At 70.2% G+C, this 20600-nt stretch carries 19 protein-coding genes and 3 pseudogenes; 15 read left to right on the forward strand and 7 right to left on the reverse strand.

What is annotated here, in order from left to right; translation table 11 throughout:
• Nucleotides 1-86: 86 nt before the first annotated feature.
• Genes lepB through era form a run of 3 tightly spaced genes read left to right on the forward strand, consistent with a single transcriptional unit; the run spans nucleotide 87 to nucleotide 2493 of the window.
• Nucleotides 87-863, forward strand: a complete 777-nt coding sequence (lepB, locus tag LRS10_RS15910; RefSeq protein WP_257838124.1) for a signal peptidase I — start codon at nucleotides 87-89, stop codon at nucleotides 861-863.
• Nucleotides 860-1582: a ribonuclease III gene (rnc, locus tag LRS10_RS15915; protein ID WP_257838125.1), complete on the forward strand. Its 723-nt coding sequence runs from the start codon at nucleotides 860-862 to the stop codon at nucleotides 1580-1582. The genes lepB and rnc overlap by 4 nt, the downstream gene beginning before the upstream one ends.
• The gene (gene era / locus LRS10_RS15920) at nucleotides 1579-2493 is read left to right on the forward strand and encodes a GTPase Era (RefSeq protein WP_257838126.1); all 915 of its coding nucleotides are present in this window, start codon (nucleotides 1579-1581) and stop codon (nucleotides 2491-2493) included. The genes rnc and era overlap by 4 nt, the downstream gene beginning before the upstream one ends.
• Here the strand turns inward: era and LRS10_RS15925 are convergent.
• The 4 genes and pseudogenes from LRS10_RS15925 to LRS10_RS15940 all read right to left on the reverse strand — a co-directional run bounded on the left by LRS10_RS15925 (nucleotide 2481) and on the right by LRS10_RS15940 (nucleotide 6213).
• Entirely contained in the window at nucleotides 2481-3596 is a 1116-nt protein-coding gene (locus LRS10_RS15925; RefSeq protein WP_257838127.1) for a xanthine dehydrogenase family protein molybdopterin-binding subunit, read from the reverse strand. The two genes, era and LRS10_RS15925, sit on opposite strands and share 13 nt — an antisense overlap.
• Nucleotides 3597-3599: 3 nt before the next feature.
• Nucleotides 3600-4741, reverse strand: a pseudogene (locus tag LRS10_RS15930) (molybdopterin cofactor-binding domain-containing protein); the annotation flags it as partial.
• Nucleotides 4742-4744: 3 nt separating this feature from the next.
• Nucleotides 4745-5719 (reverse strand): xanthine dehydrogenase family protein subunit M, encoded by a 975-nt coding sequence (locus LRS10_RS15935; RefSeq protein WP_257838129.1) that lies wholly within the window; start codon nucleotides 5717-5719, stop codon nucleotides 4745-4747.
• Nucleotides 5716-6213, reverse strand: coding sequence for a 2Fe-2S iron-sulfur cluster-binding protein (locus LRS10_RS15940; protein WP_257838130.1), 498 nt, complete (start codon nucleotides 6211-6213; stop codon nucleotides 5716-5718). The genes LRS10_RS15935 and LRS10_RS15940 overlap by 4 nt, the downstream gene beginning before the upstream one ends.
• 184 nt (nucleotides 6214-6397) lie before the next feature.
• Here LRS10_RS15940 and LRS10_RS15945 point away from each other — a divergent pair.
• The 6 genes and pseudogenes from LRS10_RS15945 to LRS10_RS15970 all read left to right on the forward strand — a co-directional run.
• A pseudogene (locus LRS10_RS15945) lies at nucleotides 6398-6883 on the forward strand (arylamine N-acetyltransferase); the annotation flags it as partial.
• A 73-nt stretch (nucleotides 6884-6956) separates the two neighbouring features.
• Nucleotides 6957-7199, forward strand: coding sequence for an arylamine N-acetyltransferase (locus tag LRS10_RS15950; protein ID WP_257838131.1), 243 nt, complete (start codon nucleotides 6957-6959; stop codon nucleotides 7197-7199).
• On the forward strand, nucleotides 7196-7930 hold the full coding sequence (gene recO, locus LRS10_RS15955) for a DNA repair protein RecO (protein ID WP_257838132.1): 735 nt from the start codon (nucleotides 7196-7198) through the stop codon (nucleotides 7928-7930). Before LRS10_RS15950 ends, recO begins: the two co-directional genes overlap by 4 nt.
• 80 nt (nucleotides 7931-8010) lie before the next feature.
• Complete coding sequence (parC, locus tag LRS10_RS15960; protein ID WP_257838133.1) at nucleotides 8011-10266, forward strand: DNA topoisomerase IV subunit A; 2256 nt, start codon at nucleotides 8011-8013, stop codon at nucleotides 10264-10266.
• Nucleotides 10267-10725: 459 nt separating this feature from the next.
• Nucleotides 10726-11418, forward strand: a complete 693-nt coding sequence (locus LRS10_RS15965) for a mechanosensitive ion channel family protein (protein WP_257838134.1) — start codon at nucleotides 10726-10728, stop codon at nucleotides 11416-11418.
• Between the two features lie 16 nt (nucleotides 11419-11434).
• Nucleotides 11435-11995 carry an NADPH-dependent FMN reductase gene (locus LRS10_RS15970; RefSeq protein ID WP_257838135.1) on the forward strand — a complete coding sequence of 187 codons (561 nt, stop codon included), beginning with the start codon at nucleotides 11435-11437 and terminating at the stop codon, nucleotides 11993-11995.
• A 19-nt stretch (nucleotides 11996-12014) separates the two neighbouring features.
• Here LRS10_RS15970 and LRS10_RS15975 read toward each other — a convergent pair whose 3' ends face one another.
• From LRS10_RS15975 to LRS10_RS15985, 3 genes are all read right to left on the reverse strand, one after another.
• Nucleotides 12015-12887, reverse strand: coding sequence for a universal stress protein (locus tag LRS10_RS15975; protein WP_257838136.1), 873 nt, complete (start codon nucleotides 12885-12887; stop codon nucleotides 12015-12017).
• A gap of 80 nt (nucleotides 12888-12967) precedes the next feature.
• Nucleotides 12968-13570 (reverse strand): NAD(P)H-dependent oxidoreductase, encoded by a 603-nt coding sequence (locus LRS10_RS15980; protein WP_257838137.1) that lies wholly within the window; start codon nucleotides 13568-13570, stop codon nucleotides 12968-12970.
• A gap of 14 nt (nucleotides 13571-13584) precedes the next feature.
• On the reverse strand, nucleotides 13585-14352 hold the full coding sequence (locus LRS10_RS15985) for an SDR family NAD(P)-dependent oxidoreductase (RefSeq protein WP_257838138.1): 768 nt from the start codon (nucleotides 14350-14352) through the stop codon (nucleotides 13585-13587).
• A gap of 143 nt (nucleotides 14353-14495) precedes the next feature.
• Here LRS10_RS15985 and LRS10_RS15990 point away from each other — a divergent pair, with 143 nt between their 5' ends.
• From LRS10_RS15990 to LRS10_RS16015, 6 genes and pseudogenes are all read left to right on the forward strand, one after another.
• Nucleotides 14496-15125 carry a LysE family translocator gene (locus tag LRS10_RS15990; RefSeq protein WP_257838139.1) on the forward strand — a complete coding sequence of 210 codons (630 nt, stop codon included), beginning with the start codon at nucleotides 14496-14498 and terminating at the stop codon, nucleotides 15123-15125.
• A gap of 193 nt (nucleotides 15126-15318) precedes the next feature.
• Nucleotides 15319-15573: pseudogene (gene infA, locus LRS10_RS15995) on the forward strand (translation initiation factor IF-1); the annotation flags it as partial.
• A gap of 222 nt (nucleotides 15574-15795) precedes the next feature.
• On the forward strand, nucleotides 15796-16653 hold the full coding sequence (locus LRS10_RS16000) for a DUF2189 domain-containing protein (RefSeq protein ID WP_257838140.1): 858 nt from the start codon (nucleotides 15796-15798) through the stop codon (nucleotides 16651-16653).
• Between the two features lie 80 nt (nucleotides 16654-16733).
• Entirely contained in the window at nucleotides 16734-19682 is a 2949-nt protein-coding gene (locus tag LRS10_RS16005) for a PAS domain S-box protein (protein WP_257838141.1), read from the forward strand.
• 162 nt (nucleotides 19683-19844) lie between these two features.
• Nucleotides 19845-20045, forward strand: a complete 201-nt coding sequence (locus LRS10_RS16010; RefSeq protein WP_257838142.1) for a hypothetical protein — start codon at nucleotides 19845-19847, stop codon at nucleotides 20043-20045.
• A gap of 87 nt (nucleotides 20046-20132) precedes the next feature.
• Entirely contained in the window at nucleotides 20133-20588 is a 456-nt protein-coding gene (locus LRS10_RS16015; RefSeq protein ID WP_257838143.1) for a pyridoxamine 5'-phosphate oxidase family protein, read from the forward strand.
• The last annotated feature ends 12 nt before the right edge of the window (nucleotides 20589-20600 follow it).

A 20600-nucleotide genomic window follows, 5' to 3' on the forward strand; every position in this document is an offset into this window, starting at 1 on the left:
CACGGGCGTTCCGCTTGCCCGCAGGCTAAGCAGCGTCTAACCCACACTCCGCTTCGGTACGCCGGGGCGTCCTCCAGGGACGGTATATGAGCGAGAACGTGCAGGCCGCACACAGCCCCGACAAATCCGGCGCCGCCAACGAGTTCTTCGAGATCATCAAGACGGTGGTCTATGCGCTGCTGATCGCGCTGTTCCTGCGCGTGATCTTCTTCCAGCCCTTCACCATTCCGTCGGCCTCGATGGAGCCGAACCTGTACGAGGGCGACTACATCATCGTCTCCAAATTCAGCTACGGATACTCCAGGCACTCCATCCCGTTCAGCCCCGACCTGTTCGAAGGTCGCATCATGGGTTCGGAGCCGAAGCGCGGCGACATCGTCGTCTTCAAGCTGCCCAGCGACAACCGCACCGACTACATCAAGCGCGTCATCGGCCTGCCCGGCGACCGCGTGCAGATGAAGAACGGGCTGCTGCACCTCAACAACCAGCCGGTGCTCCGCGAGCAGCTGCCGGTGGGCCGCACCGACGCCGGCGGCTTCATCCGCGAGGTGGCGCAGTATCGCGAGACGATCGCCGGCCACCCCTTCGCCACCCAGGACTTCGGCACGGACGGCGACCTCGACAACACCGAGGCCTATGTGGTGCCCGAGGGGTACTACTTCATGATGGGCGACAACCGCGACAACTCGCTGGACAGCCGCGTGCCCCCCGGGGCGGGCGGCGTGGGCTTCGTCCCGGCCGAGAACCTGGTCGGCAAGGCGCAGATCATCCTGTTGTCCTGGGAGCCGGAGGCCTCGATCTTCAAGCCCTGGACCTGGGTGCTGGACGCCCGTCCCAGCCGCTTCTTCAAGGTCCTGCATTGAGCGGCGACAAGCGCGCCGCGGCCGTCGCCGAGCTGGAACGGCGCATCGGCTACGTCTTCGCCGACCGGGAGCTCCTGGAACGCGCCCTGACCCACGCCAGCGTCGGAGACGGGGCGCGCGAGGTGCGCCACAACGAGCGGCTGGAGTTCCTCGGCGACCGGGTGCTGAACCTGTGCGCCGCCGAGCGGCTGATGGCGCTGGATCCCGACGCCCGCGAAGGCGAGATGAGCCGGCTGCTGGCCAGCCTCGTGAACTATCACGCCTGCGCGCGGGCGGCGAAGCGGGCGGGCCTGCCCGAGGCCCTGCGCATGTCGGCCTCGGCCACCAAGGTCGGCGCGCGCAAGTCAGACGCCGTGCTGGGCGACGCCTGCGAGGCGCTGATCGCCGGTCTGTACATCGACGGGGGCCTGGAGACCGCTCGCGCGTTCTTCCTGAAGTTCTGGGCCGAGGAGTTCGCCAGGCTCGACGAGCCGCGCGCGAAGGACCCGAAGACCCAGCTTCAGGAATGGGTGCAGGGCATGGGCCTGCCGTTGCCGAGCTACGAGATCGTCTCCCGCGAAGGGCCCAGCCACGCGCCGTGCTTCACGGTGGAGGTGCGGGTCGAGAGTTTCGGCGCCGAGCGCGGGGAGGGGCCGTCCCGCCAGGCGGCCGAGAAGGCCGCGGCCCAGTCCATGCTTCTGAAACGTGAGGGCCCCGAGCCCGGAAAGGGCGCCGTATGAGCCGCGCCGGCTTCTGCGCCATCATCGGCGCGCCCAATGCGGGCAAGTCCACCCTGACCAACCGCCTGGTGGGCGCGAAGGTCACCATCGTGACCCAGAAGGTCCAGACCACGCGCTTTCCCGTGCGCGGCGTGGCCATCGCCGGCGACACCCAGATCGTGCTCGTCGACACTCCCGGCATCTTCCAGCCGCGCCGGCGGCTCGACCGCGCGATGATCCGCGCCGCCTGGGGCGGGGCCGAGGACGCCGATGCCGTGGTCCACCTGGTCGACGCCGCCGCCCAGCTCGGCGACAAGCCCGCCGACAAGAAGGCCAAGGTCGACGTGGAGACCATCATCGAGGGCCTCAAGACCTCCGGCCGCAAGGCCATCCTGGCGCTCAACAAGATCGACGCCGTCAAGCGAGACGAGCTGCTGGCGATCTCACAACGTCTATTCGAAACAGGTGTTTACGACGAGGTCTTCATGATCTCGGCGACCACCGGGTCGGGCGTCGACGACCTCAAGGCGCGCATCGCCGCCCTGATGCCGGAGGGCGTGTGGCTCTATCCGGAGGACCAGACCGCCGACCTGCCGGCCCGGCTGCTGGCCGCCGAGATCACTCGCGAGAAGCTGTACCTCCGCCTGCACGAGGAGCTGCCGTACGCGGCCACGGTCGAGACGACGAAGTTCGAGGAGAAGGACGACGGGTCCGCCCGCATCGAGCAGACGATCTACGTCGAGCGCGAAAGCCAGCGGCCGATCGTGCTGGGCAAGGGCGGCCAGACGGTGAAGTGGATCGGCCAGAAAGCCCGCGAAGAGCTCTCCGCCATCCTCGACCGTCCCGTGCACCTGTTCCTGCATGTCCAGGTCGACGAGAAGTGGGCCGACAAGCGCGAGTTCTACGGCCCCGGCCTCGACTACGACGCCTGATCCCGGAACCGTCCGAGGCCGGGCAGCAGCTTGTCCAGGGTGATCGGATAGTCCCGGACCCGCACGCCGCAGGCGTTGTAGATGGCGTTCGCCACCGCCGCGCCGACGCCGCAGATGCCGAGCTCGCCCACGCCCTTGGCCTTCAAGGGGCTCGCCTTGTCGTCGAGCTCGGGCAGGAAGACGACCTCCATGTCCGGAATGTCGGCATGCACCGGCACATGGTACTCCGCGAGATCGTGGTTCACGTAGGAGCCGAACCGCGGGTCCAGGGCCACTTCCTCGGTCAGCGCCGCTCCGATGCCCATGGTGACGCCGCCCAGGCACTGGGAGCGCGCGGTCTTCTCGTTGAGGATCCGGCCCGCGGCGTGCACGCTGAGGAACCGCCGCACCCGCACTTCGCCGGTGTCGATGTCGACGGCTGCCTCGCAGAAGTGCGCGCCGTAGGACTGCTGGGAGTACGTCTCGGCCAGGTCGCCGGGCTTGAAGTCGCCCAGCACCTCGATCGCGCCGTCCGCCGCCAGCTCCTCCAAGGTGCGCGAGACGTTGCCTGCGACCAGGGCGCCGTTCTCGAACCGCGCCTCGTCGGGCTCGACGCCTGCCCGCCGGGCCAGCTCGATCTTCAGCGCCTCGGCGGCCGTGTAGAGCGCCGCTCCCGAGCTGTTGGCCCCGAACGAGCCGCCGGAGCCTGAGGCCTCCGGATAGTCGGTGTCGCCCAGCCGCACCTCTACCCGCTCGGGCGGCAGGCCCAGCAGGTCGGCGCCGATCTGCGTCAGGATGGTGTAGCTGCCGGTGCCGATGTCGGTCATCGCCATCTCGGCCACCGCGCGGCCGTTCGGTTCGAGCCGCAGGCGGCACTTGGAGGGCTGCAGGATCACGCTGCGGCTCGCCGCCGCCATGCCGAGCCCGATCAGCTGCCGGCCCTCGCGCACCTGGCCGGGCTCCGCCTTCCGGCGGTCCCAGCCGAAGAGCCGAGCGCCTTCCTCCATGCAGGGGATCAGCGCGCGAGTGGAGAAGGGGACGTGTTTCTCCGGATCTTCCGGCGGCTCGTTGCGGCGGCGCAGCTCGATGGGATCAAGTCCGGCCTGCTCGGCCAGCTCGTCCATGGCGCACTCCAGCGCCATCATCCCCACCGCCTCGCCGGGGCCCGCATCGAACAGCCGATCGGCACGTCCAGCGTCACCAGCCGGTGCGTCGTACGCCGATCCGGCGCGTCGTAGAGGTTGCGGGTCTGCTGGGCGGCTGGCTCGTTGAACGTCTCGTCGGGATTGTTCTCGGACCAGACGTCGTGGGCGATCGCCGTCAGCCGGCCGCTCTCGTCGGCGCCCAGCCGGATGCGCTGGATCGTCGAGGGCCTATGCCCGGTCATCTCGAACATGTGGGTGCGCGGCAGCACCACCTTCACCGGCCGCCCCTTCAGCTTGTGCGAGGCCAGCGCCGCCAGGATAGCGTCGGCCCACACGTCCAGCTTCCCGCCGAACCCGCCGCCGATGTAGCGACTGATCATCCGCACCTTGTCCTTCGGCAGGCGGAAGGTGGCCGCCACGCTGCCGGCGCCGGGCGCCACCATCTGGTGCGAGGTGTGCAGCGTCAGCCGCTCGTCCGTCCATTCGGCGATGGTGGCGTGCGGCTCCATCATCGCGTGGCTCTGCACGGGCGTCGTGTACTCGAGGTCCAGCTGCACCGGAGCCTTGGAGAACGCCCCCTCGAAGTCGCCCACCAGGCTGTCGGCCTCGTCGTCGTCCGGGGGCGCGATCCCCTTGGTCATGTTCGGCCGCAGTTCGGTCTCGAACGTCTCGGGGTCGTAGGTGACCCGCACCAGGCGCGCGGCCGAGCGCGCCTGTTCGAACGTCTCCGCCACCACCAGGGCCACCGCCTGGCCGTAGTGGTCCACCTGGCTGTCATTCAGCTCGGGGACCGCCTTCTTGCCCGAGGTGGGCCCATCCGGCGTCCGCGGCGCCTGGCCGTTCGGCGGGTCGACGTTGCGCCAGGTCAGCACCGTCAGCACGCCCGGCTGCCGCTCCGCTTCCGCGGCGTCGATGTCCGCGATCCGGCCCTTGGCGATGGCGCCCGGCACGGGGTAGCCGTACGCCACCTGGCCGAAGCCTGCATACTCCGCCGCATAGGGCGCGCGGCCGGTGACCTTCAGCGCGCCTTCCACGCGGTCCAGCGGCTTGCCGACCGCGCCGTCAGGCCGGCGGTCGATCTCGGTGTCGCCGATGGGTTCCTTGAACTCGAACTCGAAATCCATGGCTCAGCCCTCGCAGCCGGCGATGACGCTGGCCAGCGTCTGGCGCGCCAGCGGGATCTTGAAGCCGTTCGCGCCATGGCCCCGCGCGCCGGCCAGCAGCACGTCGGCCGCCGCCTGGGCCGCCTGGCCAGGCTTGGCATCCGCCATCGCCGCCTCCGCCTTCTCCGAGCGCCACGGCTTGTGGGCCAGGCCGCCCATGGCGACGCGTCCCCCACGCACCCGGCCCTCGGCCTCGTCCAGCACCGCCGCCACAGACACCAGGGCGAAGGCGTAGGACGCCCGGTCCCGCACCTTGCGATAGACCTGTTGGCCCGGCGGCGGCGGCGGCAGGGCGACATGGGTGATCAGCTCGCCGGCCTCGAGCGTGGTGTCGATTTCGGGCCGGTCGCCCGGCAGCCGGTGGAAGTCGGCGATAGGGATCGACCGCTCGCCCTCGGCCGAGACCACCTCCACCGTCGCGTCCAGGACCCGCATCGCCACCGCCATGTCGGACGGATGTGTCGCGATGCAGTGGTCGCTCTGCCCTACCACCGCATGGATGCGGTTGAAGCCGGCCAGGGCCGAACAGCCCGAGCCGGGTTCGCGCTTGTTGCAGGGCTTGGCGGGGTCGTAGAAGTAGTAGCAGCGGGTCCGCTGCAGGAGGTTGCCGGCCGTCGTGGCGCGGTTGCGCAACTGGCCTGACGCCCCCGCCAGCAGGGCCCTCGCCAGCACCCCGTAACGGCTCCGCACCCGCGCATCGGCCGCCAGGTCGCTGTTGCGCACCAGCGCCCCGATCCTCAGCCCGCCGTCGGACGTCTCCTCCACCTGGTCGAGCCCCAGCCGGTTCACGTCCACCAGATGCGTGGGCGCCTCGATCTCGTGCTTCATCAGGTCGAGGAGGTTGGTGCCGCCGGCCACGAACCGCGCCTGCGGATGGCCCCGGATGGCGGCCACGGCGGCCTCCACGCTCTCGGGGCGCTCGTAGGTGAACGACTTCACGCCGCGCCTCCCACGTCCTTGATCGCCGCCAGGATGTTCGGATAGGCCGCGCACCGGCAGATGTTCCCGCTCATCCGTTCGCGCACCTCGGCGTCGGAAAGCTCCGGCTCGCGCTCCAGGTCCGGCGTCACGTGGCTCGGCATGCCGCCTGCCAGCTCCTCCAGCATGCCCACCGCCGAGCAGATCTGCCCCGGCGTGCAGTAGCCGCACTGGAAGCCGTCGTGGTGCAGGAAGGCCGCCTGCATCGGGTGCAGCCGCTCCGGCTCGCCCAGGCCCTCGATGGTGGTGATCTCGCTGCCCTCGGCCATCACCGCCAGGGTCAGGCAGCTGTTCACGCGCCGCCCGTCCATCAGCACCGTACAGGCGCCGCACTGGCCGTGGTCGCAGCCCTTCTTCGAGCCGGTCAGCCCCAGGTGCTCGCGCAGCGCGTCCAGCAGGCTGGTGCGGACGTCCAGCTCCAGAACCTTCGCCTCGCCGTTCACCTGCAGGCGCATGGTTAGCGTCTGGGGCGGGCGGGCGGCAGGTGCGCCCTTCGGAGCCCTGGGGGGCGGATACGTTCGGCATGGCTGAAGTCTCCCTCAGCCGGGCAACGCCGCAGCCGGGCGGATGATCCCTCGGCGTCCAAAAGACGCCGGCCGCGCTCTTCGCTTTGGCCAAGCCAGGCCCTAGATGTGCGGGATGGTCGACCTCGACGCCTATTTCGCCCGCATCGGCTACGCCGGCCCCCGCGCCGCCACCGTCGACGTCCTGCGCGACCTCCACCGGCGGCACCCGGCGGCGATCCCGTTCGAGGCCATCGACTGCCTGCTGGACCGCGGCGTCGACATCAGTCCAGCCGCCGTCGACGCCAAGCTGATCCATGCCCGCCGCGGCGGGTACTGCTTCGAGCACAACAGCCTGTTTCGGCGGGTGCTGGAGGCCCTGGGCTTCGAGGTCGAGGGTCTGGCCGCCCGCGTCCGCTGGAACATGGCGCCGGACGTTCCGCCCCAGCCGCGCACCCACATGGTCCTTCGCGTTGTCGCGGAGGGGCAGGCCTGGCTGACGGACGTCGGCTTCGGCGGCTGCGTGCTCGACGCGCCGCTGCGTTTCGAGCCGCACCTGGAGCAGGAGACGGCCCACGACCGCTACCGCCTGACGCCGGTCGGCGAGGACCTGCGCCTCGAGGTGCTTCGCGAGCCCGGCTGGGTCCCGGCCTACGACATCGGGCTGACCCCCCTGCGTGCCGCGCGACTACGAGATGGCCAACTGGTTCACCTCGACCCACCCGACAAGCCACTTCCGCCACAACCTGCTGGCCGCGCGGACGACGCCCGAGGCGCGCTACGCGCTGCTCTTCAACCAGCTCACCGTCCGGCCGCTGGACGGCCCGGTTGAGAGGCGCACGCTCGACGCCAACGGAATCGAGGCCGCGTTGCGCGATGTCTTCGGCCTGGCTGTCGAGCCCGACTGGCGGCCGATGATCGAAGCCGCTGTCCGGTGAACGAGTTCGAAGACGACGCCTACGTTCTGACCGCCCGGGTCCACGGTGAGAGCGGGGCGATCGTCGAGCTCCTGACCGAGCGGCACGGCAAGTACGCCGCCCACGTCGCCGGCGGCAATTCGCGCAAGATCCGCCCGTTCCTGCAGCCCGGGGTCCGTGTCCTCGTCCGCTACCGCGCCCGTGTCGCCGAGCAGCTCGGCTCGGCCCAGCTGGAGCCGGTGGGCGAGGGACCCGCGGCCCTGTTTGACGATCCCCTGGCGCTCTCGGGCCTCTCGGCCGCCGCCGCCGTCGCGGCCGGGGCGCTGCCCGAGCGCGAGCCGCATCCGGGCGCCTTCCTGGCCTTCGAGGCCCTGGTCGGCGCGCTCGCCCACCCCGACATCTGGCCCGCGGTGTTCGTCCGCTTCGAGGCCGGCCTGCTGCAGGACCTGGGCTTCGGCCTCGACCTGTCGAAGTGCGCCGCCACGGGCTCGGTCGACGACCTGGTCTATGTCAGCCCCCGCACGGGCCGGGCGGTCAGCCGGGCCGCCGGCGAGCCCTACAAGGACCGGCTGCTGACCCTGCCGCCCTTCATGCTGGCCGCCCAGTACGGCCTCGGCGCCGGCGACGTCTCGGCCGGCCTCGCGCTCACCGGCCACTTCCTGGAAGCCTTCATCTTCGGTCCGCTGAACCGCCCGCTGCCGCCCGCGCGCCTGTGGCTGCTCGACCGGCTCGAAGAGGCAGGCAGGCTCTAGCTTCGCCTCCACCCAAGGCTCGTCCTGCCTGCGGCGCTCCGGCGGATGCGGCGAATCCCCCGCCTTGCTAGAAGGTCCCCATGACCGTCATGACTGCCCCGCCCGGGTCGGGCGAACCCGACCGGATCATTGAAGAGCCGCTCTCGGAAGCTCTCAGCCGCCGCTACCTGGCCTATGCCCTATCGGTGATCACCGACCGGGCGCTGCCCGACGTGCGCGACGGCCTGAAGCCGGTGCAGCGCCGCGTGCTCTACGCCATGCGCGAGATGCGGCTGAACCCCGAGAGCGCGGCGCGCAAATGCGCCAAGGTCGTCGGCGAGGTGATGGGCGGCTATCACCCGCACGGCGACCAGTCGATCTACGACACCCTGGTCCGCATGGCGCAGTCCTTCGCCCAGCGCTACCCGCTGGTCGACGGCCAGGGCAACTTCGGCAACATCGACGGCGATAACGCCGCGGCCATGCGCTACACCGAGGCCAAGCTGACGGTGGCGGCGACCCTCCTGCTGGACGGGATCGAAGAGGACGCCGTCGACTTCAAGCCCACCTACGACGGCTCGGACGACGAGCCCGTGGTGCTGCCGGCCGGCTTCCCGAACCTGCTCGCCAACGGCAGCACGGGCATCGCGGTCGGCATGGCCACCTCCATCCCGCCGCACAACGCCGGCGAGTTGATCGACGCCTGCCTGCTGCTGCTGGACCAGCCCGAGGCCTCCACCGAGGCCCTGATGCAGCACGTCCAGGGTCCCGACTTCCCGACCGGCGGCGTCATCGTTGAGCCGCGCGGCAACCTGGCCGAGGTCTACGCCACCGGCCGCGGCGGCGTCCGCGTCCGCGCGCGCTGGGCGAAGGAGGATCTGGGCAAGGGGACCTACCAAATCGTCGTCACCGAGATCCCGTACCAGGTGAAGAAGGCCGACCTGGTCGAACAGCTGGCTGACCTCATCGAGGGCAAGAAGGCGCCGCTGCTGGGCGACGTGCGCGACGAGTCCGCCGAGGACGTGCGCCTGGTGCTGGAGCCCAAGAGCCGCAACGTCGAGCCGGAAGTGCTGATGGAGAGCCTGTTCAAGCTCTCTGACCTCGAGACCCGCTTCTCGGTCAACATGAACGTCCTGGACGCCCGCGGCACGCCGGGCGTGATGAACCTGCGCCAGGCGCTGCAGGCCTTCCTCGATCACCGCCGCGAGGTGCTGGTCCGCCGTGCGCGCCATCGGCTGGAGAAGATCGAGGCCCGCCTCCACATCCTCGACGGCCTGATGATCGCCTACCTCAACCTGGACGAGGTGATCCGCATCGTCCGGTTCGAGGACAAGCCGAAGGAAAAGCTGATCGAGACCTTCGGGCTCTCGGAGATCCAGGCCGACGCCATCCTCAACACCCGCCTGCGCCAGCTCGCCCGGCTGGAGGAGATGGAGATCCGCCGCGAGCACGCTGAGCTGTCGGAAGAGCGCGACGGCATCGTCAAGATGCTGGCCTCGGACAAGGCCCAGTGGAAGCTAGTCGGCGAGGGTTTGCGCCACGTGAAGGCCCAGCTGGGCGACCTCAACGTCCGCCGCTCCACCTTCGCCGAGGCCCCGCAGATCGACACCGAGGCGGCGCTCGAGGCCATGATCGTGCGCGAGCCGATCACCATCATCCTGTCCGAGCGCGGCTGGATCCGTGCCGCCAAGGGGCGGGTCGAGGACCCCTCGGAGCTGAAGTTCAAGGAAGGCGACAAGCTGCAGTTCCTGGTCCCGGCGGAGACCACGGACAAGCTGCTGATCTTCGCCTCGGACGGCCGCTTCTTCACGCTCGGCTGCGACAAGCTCCCGGGCGCCCGAGGCCACGGCGAGCCGCTGCGGCTGATGATCGACCTCGACGACCGCGTCGGCATCATCGACGTCTTCCCGCACAAGGCGGGGACCAAGCGACTGCTGGCCTCGAAGCAGGGCTATGGCTTCATCCTGCCCGAGGAGGAGGCCATCGCCTTCCGCCGCGCGGGCAAGCAGGTGCTGAACGCCGGCGATCCGACCAAGAAGGGCGAGGGGGCCGCCGTCTGCCTGCCGGTGACCGGCGACCAGGTCGCCGTCGTCGGCGACAACGGCAAGCTGCTGATCTTCCCCACCGCCGAACTGCCCGAGATGCCGCGCGGCAAGGGCGTGAAGCTGCAGAGCTACCGCGAGGGCGGCCTGCGCGACGCCATGGTCTTCAAGGGGGAGGAGGGCGCGACCTGGGTCGACGCCGCCGGCCGCACGCGGAACTGGGAAGAGTGGCGCGAGTGGATCGGGCGCCGGGCCGGCGCAGGCAAGCTGGCTCCCAAGGGCTTCCCGGCCAACAAGCGGTTCCGGCCGCGCTGATGGCGGCGCCCGCGGCCAAGGCGACCGAGGCGGTCGAGCTGCCCAAGGTCGACGTCTCCTTCGCCCAGGTCTGGATCGACCTGGTCGCCTGGGTGCAGGCCCACGGCGTGCAGATCGTCCTGGCCCTGGCGGCGGGTCTCGTCCTCTACCTGGCGCTGGAGCTCGTCCGGGGGCTCGCGTCGCGGCTGAAGGACCGGGCGGGCCAGCCGCTGGGCTTCCGCGCCCTGGTCGGCCGCGCGGCGTCAAAGACCACCCACCTGTTCCTGGCGCTGGCCGCCGCCCGCCTCGTCGTGGGTTACGCCAACCCGCCCGAGCCGGTCGCGGGCACGGTGCAGTTCCTATTCACGATCTCCGCCGCCTTGCAGGCCGCCATCTGGATCCGCGAGATCGTGCTGGGCCTCATCGAGCGCCGCACGGCGATGGAGGGCCACAGCGAGACCCCTGGCCAACGCCGCGGGGGTGATCCGGCTGCTGGTCACGGTCGTGATCTTCGCCATCGCGATCATCGTGGTGCTGGACAATCTCGGCGTGAACGTCACCGCCCTGGTGGCCGGCCTCGGCATCGGGGGCATCGCGATCGGCCTGGCCGCTCAGGGCATCTTCTCCGACCTGTTCGCGGCGCTCTCGATCATCTTCGACAAGCCGTTCCGGGTGGGGGAGACGATCACCTACGACACCTCCACCGCAACGGTGGAGCGCATCGGCCTGAAGAGCACGCGGCTGCGCGCCATCACCGGCGAGCGCAAGATCGTCTCCAACGCCAACCTGCTCCAGAAGGAGATCACCAGCTACCAGACGCTCGACCACCGGCGGCTGAAGTTCGTGCTGAGCGTGATCTACCAGACGGACCCCGAGCTCGCCGCCCGCATCCCCGGCATCCTGCGCGAAATCGTCGAGGCCGAGGGCGGGACCTTCGTGCGCGCCGGCTTCGTGGCCTTCGCCGCGAGCTCGCTCGATCTCGAGGTGGACTACGACGTGTATCGCCCCGAGTGGGACCAGATCCACGCAGTGCGTCACCGCATCGGCCTGTCGATCCTGCGGCGCTTCAAGGCGGAAGGGATCGAATTCGCCTATCCGACCCAAACCACCTTCACGGCTGCGCCCGACGGGCGGATGATCCTGCCGTACGCCGAGCGGGGCCCGCTGCCCTGACGCCGGAGGGCGCCCCATGTCCGCAGACACCGTTCACATCGTCGCCTTCGCCGGGAGCCTCCGGAAGGCCTCCTACAACCGGGCGCTGCTGGCTGCGGCCGCAGAGCTCGCGCCGCCGACGCTCACCCTCGAGGTCTTCGACCTGATCGACGTGCCGCTCTACAACGCCGACGTGGAGGCGGAGGGCGACCCGCCGGCGGTGGTGGGGCTGAAGCAGGCCATAGCCGCCGCCGACGGCGTGCTGATCGCCACGCCGGAGTACAACCACGGCGTCCCGGCGGTGACGAAGAACGCGGTCGACTGGGCCTCGCGCCCGCCGCGCGGCGCGGCGCTCGGCGGCAAGCCGGTGGGGATCATCGGGGCCTCGCCCGGCCAGACCGGCTCGGCCCGCGGCCAGAGCCAGCTGCGCCAGGCCTTCGAATTCACCAACTCCTACTGCATGCCGCAGCCCGAACTGCTGGTCTTCCGCGCCCACGAGAAGTTCGACGAGGCGGGGCGACTCGCGGACGAAGTCACCCGAACCTACCTCGGCAGGTATCTGACGGCCTTCGAGGCCTGGGTGCGACGGTTCGCCTGAGGAACGGGGCGGCCGGCTGCTAGTGGCTGGTCAGGATGAACCGGTGCGGCTCGCGCAGCAGGGTCCGCGTGACGCCGCCGAACACCCACTCCGCCGCCCGGCTGTGCCCGTAGGCGCCCATGACGATCAGGTCGGCGTCCGCGGCCTGCGCCACGCGGTCGAGCTCGCCGGCCACGGCCTCGTCACGACCGGTGACCACCTCGGTCCGCACGGTCGCGCCCTGGCGCTTCAGCATGGCCGCCACGTCGCCGGCCTGGAACGCCACGGCCTCGACGTCCTTGTCGGCGCACACGGCGGTGACGATCACCTCCTGGGCGGCGATCAGGAACGGCATGGCGTCGGCGATCGCGCGGCGGGTCTCGCGTGTGTCCTTCCACGCCACGACCACACGCTCCGCCCGCAGCCTGCGCGCCTCGTTCGGCACGATCAGAACCGGTCGGCCACTCTTCATCACCACCTCGGCCGGATCGGCGCTGCGATATGACGAGGCGTCCTGCCGCGGCGGGCTCATGACGATCAGGTCGGCGGCCCGACTGGCGTCGATCAGGGCGCGGTCGGGGAAGGCGTTCGCCTGGCGCCACTCGATCCGGACGCCGGCGGCGTCGCGGCGGAAGGCCTCTTCGGCGGCCCTGATGTTCCGGTCGATCTGCTGCTGGGCGGCGGTCAGCCATTCCGCCAGCACGACGCCGCCGAACGGATCCATCGAGAACGCCGCGTCCAGCATCTCGGCGCCCACGCCGATCAGCAGGGCGTCGCCGTCCCGCGCCAGATGGGCGGCGGCCTCCACGCGGTTGGACGCCGAAAGCTCCGGTTCGGCATGGACGAGAAGGGTGGCGAAGCAACGGGCCGCCGAACGCGCGGCCGGTACGGGACGATCCTGGGTCATGGACATGACGACCTCCTGCGGTTGCCGTCTCACTGTGCGCCCGGTTCGGCCGGCGGCATTGATCTGCCTCAACCGGCGGTCAGAGATCAGGCGGCGCCGCCCGCGGGGATCTGATCTCGGATCGTCTGTGCCACCCGCAGCAGGACCTCGTCGATCACGTCGGGCCGCACGTCTGACACCATGCCGCCAAAGTGGACGTGGTCGACGACGGACAGGCCGCACGTCCCGGCTAGATGATGGTCGAACAGCCGCTCGAGATCGTGCAGCACGTGGGTGTCCCGCATCCAGTGGTCGGGCGAGCCCGAGGTGGTGAAGCTGAGCAGCCGCCGGCCCGTCAGCCGTGGCTCGTTTCCGCCGAAGGCGGGCGTGAAGCCGAAGCCCATGCCGAACACCCGGTCGACATAGCCCTTCAGGATCGCCGGCGGCCCGTTGAACCAGACGGGATAGACGAGGACGAAAAGGTCGACGTCCGCCAGCCGCTCCCGTTCGGCGAGCACGTCGGGCCCGAAGCGCGGCTCGCCGGGACCCGGGATCTCCTCGGCCCGAAGGCAGGGGTCGAACCCCATGGCGTAGAGATCGCGAACGATCACCTGATGCCCCTGGGCCGTCAGGGCCTCGGCGCAGGCCTTGGCCAGGGCGGCGTTCAGGCTGTCCGGCGCGGGATGGGCGCGGATGACGGCGGCCTTCATCGACATCTCCTTCTTCAGCGGGCGGTGTAGCCGCCGTCGACGACGACTTCGGTCCCGGTGACGAACTTGGACTCCTCCGAGGCCAGGTAGACGCAGGCCCAGGCGATGTCGTCGGGCTCGCCCAGATGGCCCAGCGGATGCAGCGCCGCGACGGCCTCACGCCCGGCGTCTACGTCGCCCTGGCCTTGGAGGAAGCCTTCGACCATCGGGGTCCAGATGAAGCCCGGATGGACAGAGTTCACGCGGATGCGATCCGGCGCATAGAGCAGAGCATCGGTCTTGCTCATCAGCCGCACGGCGCCCTTCGAGGCGTGGTAGGGCGGCACGTCCGGCGCCGAGATCAGGCCATAGATGGACGAGAGGTTGATGATCGAGCCCGACCCGGCCTGGCGGAGATGCGGGATGGCGTGCTTGGTGCAGAAGAACACGCCCTTCACATTGATCGCCTGCACGAAGTCCCACTCGGCCTCGGTCAGTTCATGCGTCGGCTTGTTGGCCCCGGCCACGCCGGCATTGTTGACCAGGATGTGCAGGCCGCCGAACCGCTGGGCGATCTCGCCGATCACCCGCTGCACCTCGGCCTCCCGCGCCACGTCCAGGGTCCAGAAGCCGGCCTGATGGCCCGCGCGGCGCAGGTCCTCGGCCAGCGCCAGGCCTTCTTCTGCGCGAACGTCCGTGAGGGCGACGGCGGCGCCTTCTTCCGCCATCCGCCGCGCGATGGCGGCTCCGATGCCCACGGCCGCCCCGGTGACGACGGCGGTCTTGCCCTTCAAGCGATCCATGGCTTAGCTCCACGTCCTGCCGAAGCCTGCCCTCGGAGATCGCGCCGCACATTGCGCTGTATCAAGGGTGCGGCGGAAAGGGTCCCTAAGGTCCGCCCATGAGCCTCCACCTGAGCTTCCACCGCGCAGCGGGCGGCTGATCCGTGCCCGAGCTCGCCCGGCTGGCGCCCTTCTTCTTCGCGGTGCTGGTGCTCGAACTGACCCCCGGCCCCAACATGGGCTACCTCGCGGTCGTGGCCGGCCAGGCCGGACGGCGCGCGGGATTGGTCACCATCGCCGGAGTCACCGCCGGGCTGGGGCTCTGCCTCCTCGCCTCCATCGGCGGGCTTGCCGAGCTGATGGCGGCGCGGCCGTCGTGGCTGGAGGCCCTGCGGTGGCTGGGCGTCGGCTACTTCCTCTGGCTCGCGGCGGACGCCTGGCGGACAGCCGGCAGGCCTGCCGACCCGGCGCGAATCGACGAGCCGCGCCTGTTCGTCAGGGGCTTCGTGTCCAACCTGCTGAACCCGAAGGCGGCGCTGCTTTACGTCTCGCTGCTTCCGGGCTTCCTCGACCCGGACGCCGGACGCGTCGAGGTCCAGGCGCTGGCGCTGGGGCTCGTGCATATTGCGGTCAGCATCGCGGTGCACCTGGCCATCGTCCTGGGCGCGGCCCGGGCGGCCGACGCCCTGGCTGGCGACGGTCGGCTGGTCGCCTTGCAGCGCGGCGCGGCGCTGTTGCTGGTCGCCGTCGCCGCCTGGCTCGCGGCCGGCGCGTTCGCCGCGCCGGGCCCGTGACGCCCGTCGGGCGAGGAACTCCTGTCAATTTGCCGTACGATCGCCTATCTAGGGGCGCGCGCCGTCGGGTCTGTGCCGCTGCCGAAGCGGTCGATCAACGTCCGATGCGGCGCCCATTGGCGCACATCACGTCCAGTTCCGTTCCCGTCGCCCGGCCTGGCGCGACGAAGCGGTTCGGCCACGGTTTGCGTTGATGCGTAGAACGTCCTGTCCACGCCTGAAAGGAACACTCTTGGCGAAAGAAGAACTTGTCGAATTCGAAGGCCTGATCACCGAGCTCCTGCCGGAAGGCCGCTTCCGGGTGAAGCTCGAGAACGAGCACGAAATCCTGGCCTACACCGCCGGCAAGATGAAGAAGCACCGCATCCGCGCCATGGTCGGCGACCGGGTCACGGTCGAGATGACGCCCTACGACATGGATCGCGGCCGCATCACCTACCGTCACCGCGACAACGCGCCGCGCGTCGGGGCTGCGCACCCGCGTCCGCAGTATCGCGGCGGCCGCTAGGCGCTGAGCGCGGTCGAGCGCAGGTGATGCGCACGCGCCTGCCCATCCATGCTATGCTGGCGCCGTAACCCAAGGCGGCGGCCAGCGCCGGACCCTTGCGTACGATAGGAGCCTCGCGCCGCGCCGCGGCCTTGCCGAGAACAAGGCCCGAGAGGTGCTGTGATGGCTGCGACCGTCGGTAATCCGTTCGAATACGTTCTCAAGCGGCTGAGCTGGGCGCTCTCCGGCGGCGGTCGCGTGGCCGATCCGCTCGGCCGGGTTCACGCCCGCCACGTCCCGGAGGTGCTGCCTCTGACCGCGGCCGACCTGAAGGACGCCCTGCGCCGCGGCGTCGCCGACTTCGCCGCCGCGCGCGACGACGTCGCGTTCATCGCGATCTTCTATCCGCTGGCGGGCCTTGTCCTGGCGGCCGCCTTCCTCCGCTACGACCTCCTGCCGATGATCTTTCCGCTGGTGTCCGGCTTCGCGCTGCTGGGCCCGTTCGCCGCCGTCGGCCTCTACGAGATCAGCCGCCGTCGCGAGGCCGGCGAGGACGCCCGCTGGTGGCATGCGGCCTCGGTGCTGGGGGCGCCCGGCATGGGCGGCATCCTGCTGATGGGGCTGATCCTGGTCGGCCTGTTCCTGGCCTGGCTGGGCGTGGCCTACCAGATCAGCCTGCTGGCCTTCGCCGACGCGCCGCCGGTCACCTTCCGCAGCTTCCTCGCGCAGGTCTTCGCCACGGGCGAGGGCTGGGCGATGGCGATCATCGGCGTCGCCGTGGGTTTCGTTTTCGCCGCCGTCACCTTGGCTATCAGCGCCATCTCGTTCCCGATGCTCCTGGATCGGCGGGTGGACGTCGACGTCGCCATCCGGACCTCGCTGAAGGTCGTCGCCCGCAATCCGGGAATCATGGCCCTTTGGGGCCTCATCGTCGCCGGATCCCTGGCGCTCGGCGCGCTGCCGGCCCTGCTCGGGCTGATCGTCGTGGTGCCGGTGCTGGGTCACGCCACCTGGCATCTCTATCGCAAAGCCGTCGCCTGACGCCGTTCGGCGGCGGAACCTTCGGCGGATTCGGGGCTTAACATTTGGCGCCTAAGTCGACCCGGGCGTGGGGGGGAAGCATGTCCGGGGCCAAGGTCCAGTCCGTCGCTGAAATCATGGCATCGCTCGACCAGACGGTGTCGCCTCTGGGCGGCAAGGCCGACTGGCCGGCAGAGCTGTGCGCCGTCGTCGATCTGATCCTGCCCGCGAAGGCCGAGATCGTGCTGTTCTGGGGCCCGGACTACGTCGCGCTCTACAACGACGCCTATGCGCCAACGATCGGCGACAAGCACCCGCGCGCCTTCGGCCGCCCGGCGATCGAGCACTGGCGTGAACTCTGGGACGACCTCGAGCCGCTCCTCGCCGGCGTCCGCGCGAGCGGCAAAACCTTCCATGCCAAGGACCGGCCCTTCTATATCGAGCGTCGGGGAGGGGAGGGCGAGACGGTCTATTTCGACGTCTCCTACTCGCCGGTCCGCCGGGCCGACGGCGGGGTCGGCGGCGTGCTCTGCATCGTCAGCGAGACCACCAGCCGGGTCCGCGCCCTGGAACGGGTGGCGAATTCGGAGGCGCGGTTCCAGGCCATCGCCGATTCCATCGACCAGATGATCTGGGCCACCCGGGCCGACGGCTTCCACGACTACTACAATCGCCGCTGGTACGAATACACGGGCACGCCGTACGGCTCGACGGACGGCGAAGCGTGGAACGGCATGTTCCACCCCGACGACCAGACCCGCGCCTGGGAGGTCTGGCGCCGTTGCCTCGAGACGGGCGAACCCTATCACATCGAGTACCGCCTCCGGCACAGGTCGGGACAGTACCGCTGGGTGCTGGGCCGGGCCCAGCCGGTGCGCGACGAGGCCGGCCGCATAGCGCGCTGGTACGGCACCTGCACGGACATTCATGACCTGAAGGTCGCCCGCGACGCCCTGCAGGAGGAGCGCGAGGCGCTGCAGATCCTGAACGCGGTCGCCGCGCGGGTCGCGGCCGAGTACGACCTCGAGAAGCTGGTGCAGACCGTTGTCGACGCCGGCGTGGAGCTGTCGGGCGCCGAGTTCGGAGCCTTCTTCTACAACCTGCTCAACGCCGACGGCGAAAGCTACATGCTCTATGCGCTGTCGGGCGCCGAGCGCTCGGCCTTCGAGAAATTCCCGATGCCGCGCAACACGGCCGTCTTCGCACCCACGTTTGAAGGCGAGGGCATGGTCCGCTCCGCCGACATCACCCAGGATGCCCGATACGGGAAGAATGCGCCGCGCAAGGGGATGCCCGAGGGCCACCTGCCGGTGCGCAGCTACCTGGCGGCGCCCGTCACCTTGCGCTCGGGCGAGGTGGTGGGCGGGCTGTTCTTCGGCCACGCCGCGGCCGGGGTTTTCGACGAGCGGGCCGAGCGACTGGTCGAGGGGTTGGCCGCCCAGGCCGCTGTGGGCATCGAGACCTCGCGCCTGGTTCAGCGCCTCCAGCGGCTCAACGAGGGCCTGGAGGGCGAGGTCGCGGCCCGCACCGCCGAGCGCGACCAGATCTGGCGGACCAGCCAGGACCTGCTGCTGGTCGCCGGCCTCGACGGCGCGTTCCGCAGCGTCAGCCCGGCCTGGGAGCGCACCCTGGGCTGGCGGGCTGACGAACTGGTGGGCCGCAGTTCCGACTGGCTGACCCATCCCGAAGACTTGGAGCATACCCACGGCGAGATCGCGCGCCTCGTGGGCGGCGAGGTCACCGAGGCGTTCGAGAACCGCTTCCGCCACCGCGACGGCAGCTACCGCGTCCTGGCCTGGACGGCGACGCGGGAGGGCGAGCTGATCTACGCTGCTGGCCGGGATGTCACCGCCGAGCGCCGCCGCCAGCAGGAACTGTCCGACACCCAGGAGCGCCTGCGCCAGGCCCAGAAGATGGAGACCGTCGGCCAGCTCACGGGCGGCGTCGCCCACGACTTCAACAACCTGCTCCAGGTGGTCACCGGCAATCTCGAGACGCTGCAGCGCCATCTCGGTCCGGATCAGCCGCGCCTGCGGCGCGCCGCCGACAGCGCCATGACCGGCGCCCGGCGGGCCGCCACCCTGACCCAGCGTCTGCTGGCCTTCGCCCGCCGCCAGCCGCTGAACCCGCGGCCGCTCGATCCCAACAAGCTGATCCAGGGCATGGCCGAACTGCTGCACCGCACCCTGGGCGAGGCCGTCGCGGTCGAGACGGTGCTGTCGCCGGGCGCCTGGCGCGTCGAGGCCGACGCCAACGGCCTGGAAAACGCCATCCTCAACCTGGCCATCAACGCCCGCGACGCCATGCCGGCCGGCGGCAAGCTGACCATCGAGACGGCGAACGCCCACATCGACGCCGACTACGCCCGCCGCAACCTTGAGGTGATGCCCGGCCAGTACGTGATGTTCTCGGTCTCCGACACCGGCCACGGCATGACGGCCGACGTGGTCGAGAAGGCGTTTGAGCCCTTCTACACCACCAAGGAGGTGGGGCGCGGCACGGGTCTCGGTCTCTCCATGGTGTACGGCTTCGTCAAGCAGTCCGGCGGCCACGTGAAGATCTATTCCGAGGTGGGGCAGGGCACGACGGTGCGGCTCTACTTCCCGCGTCTGGCGAAAGCGGCTGACCTCGACGAGGACGAGCCGCCGGCCTACGCCCCCGAAGGCGACAACTATGAGACCATCCTGGTGTGCGAGGACGACGACGACGTCCGCGCCTATTCGGTGGAGGCGCTGCGCGAGCTGGGCTATCGGGTCCTGGAGGCTCACGATGGCCCCTCGGCCCTGCGGCTTCTGGAACGGCAGGAGGGCCGCGTCGACTTGCTGTTCACCGACGTGATCCTGCCGTCCGGCATGACCGGCGCCGAGGTGGCGAAGGCCGCGCGCGAGATCCAGCCGGGCCTGCCGGTCCTCTTCACCACAGGCTACGCCCGCAGCGCCATCGTCCACCACGGTCGCCTCGACCCGGGAGTCGAGCTGATCACCAAGCCCTTCACCTTCGCCGACCTCGCCGCCCGCATCCGCGACAGCCTGGACGCCGCCCGGCGCTGAAGCATCGGCGCCGTTCCGCCCCTATGTCGTTTCCTGACAGACGCCTTGCCTGCAACCGTGGGATGGTGAGCCATCGTCGACCACGGAGTTCGGGCGCCGGCGACTGAGAGAGTGGCCTGACCAGAGGCTCCGTGCTCCCGCCTGAAGCGACGGAGCATCCCCATGCCGGTCTATACCTTCCACCCCTGTCGACCCGACGGGACGTCCGACACCTTCCTGGCGCTCGACCTGCGCGGCGACCACGAGGTCGAGGTCATGGCATGCGACCTGCTCGTTCAGCACCCCAGCTGCGCCTGCATCGAGGTCTTCCAGGAAGACCGCCGCGTGGGGGAGTTCCACCGCGCCGGCGCCACGGTCGACTGAGCCTCCTGTCGTCGGGGTCTTGACATAGCGCAAGGCCAACGGCCGCGAGGCGGGACATCCTTCGTCGTCCATCGAAGGAGCCTGCTCATGGCCATCCCCGAAGATCTGACCGCCGTCCTCAGGGAGGGCCAGGACATGACCCTCGCCACCGTGATGGAGAACGGCGCCCCCCACGCCACCACGGTCAGCTATGCGAGCGACGGCCGCTCCGTCGTGTTCGGCTGTTCGGCGGCCTCGCAGAAGGCGCGGAACCTGGCGCGCGACCCGCGCGTCGCGCTGACCATCACCCTGCCGTACCGCGACTGGAGCCAGATCCGCGGCCTCTCCGCCATCGGCCGGGCCCGCCGCCTCGACGGCGACGAGGCCGCCGCGGCCGGCCTGTTGTTCCTGCAGAAGTTCAGCGAGCTGGCCCAGTACGTGGACACCGCGGACAGCTCCGAGCTCGCCCTGTTCGAGATCATGCTCGAGAACGTCGGCGTCCTCGATTACCGCAAGGGCTTCGGCCACGTGGAGCATGCCTGGCTGGTGGGCGAGCCCGCCTGAGCCGACAGAGGC

This window comes from Phenylobacterium sp. J426, from assembly GCF_024699945.1.
Classification (GTDB): Bacteria; Pseudomonadota; Alphaproteobacteria; order Caulobacterales; family Caulobacteraceae; genus Phenylobacterium.

Bases quoted from the DNA above. Each gene is read 5' to 3' on its own strand.
- lepB (WP_257838124.1), top strand. From the start codon at position 87: ATGAGCGAGAACGTGCAGGCCGCACACAGCCCCGACAAATCCGGCGCC.
- era (WP_257838126.1), top strand. From the start codon at position 1,579: ATGAGCCGCGCCGGCTTCTGCGCCATCATCGGCGCGCCCAATGCGGGC.
- LRS10_RS15925 (WP_257838127.1), bottom strand. From the start codon at position 3,596: ATGGACGAGCTGGCCGAGCAGGCCGGACTTGATCCCATCGAGCTGCGC.
- LRS10_RS15940 (WP_257838130.1), bottom strand. From the start codon at position 6,213: ATGCGCCTGCAGGTGAACGGCGAGGCGAAGGTTCTGGAGCTGGACGTC.
- LRS10_RS15950 (WP_257838131.1), top strand. From the start codon at position 6,957: ATGGCCAACTGGTTCACCTCGACCCACCCGACAAGCCACTTCCGCCAC.
- parC (WP_257838133.1), top strand. From the start codon at position 8,011: ATGACCGTCATGACTGCCCCGCCCGGGTCGGGCGAACCCGACCGGATC.
- LRS10_RS15970 (WP_257838135.1), top strand. From the start codon at position 11,435: ATGTCCGCAGACACCGTTCACATCGTCGCCTTCGCCGGGAGCCTCCGG.
- LRS10_RS15975 (WP_257838136.1), bottom strand. From the start codon at position 12,887: ATGTCCATGACCCAGGATCGTCCCGTACCGGCCGCGCGTTCGGCGGCC.
- LRS10_RS15980 (WP_257838137.1), bottom strand. From the start codon at position 13,570: ATGAAGGCCGCCGTCATCCGCGCCCATCCCGCGCCGGACAGCCTGAAC.
- LRS10_RS15985 (WP_257838138.1), bottom strand. From the start codon at position 14,352: ATGGATCGCTTGAAGGGCAAGACCGCCGTCGTCACCGGGGCGGCCGTG.
- LRS10_RS16000 (WP_257838140.1), top strand. From the start codon at position 15,796: ATGGCTGCGACCGTCGGTAATCCGTTCGAATACGTTCTCAAGCGGCTG.
- LRS10_RS16005 (WP_257838141.1), top strand. From the start codon at position 16,734: ATGTCCGGGGCCAAGGTCCAGTCCGTCGCTGAAATCATGGCATCGCTC.
- LRS10_RS16010 (WP_257838142.1), top strand. From the start codon at position 19,845: ATGCCGGTCTATACCTTCCACCCCTGTCGACCCGACGGGACGTCCGAC.
- LRS10_RS16015 (WP_257838143.1), top strand. From the start codon at position 20,133: ATGGCCATCCCCGAAGATCTGACCGCCGTCCTCAGGGAGGGCCAGGAC.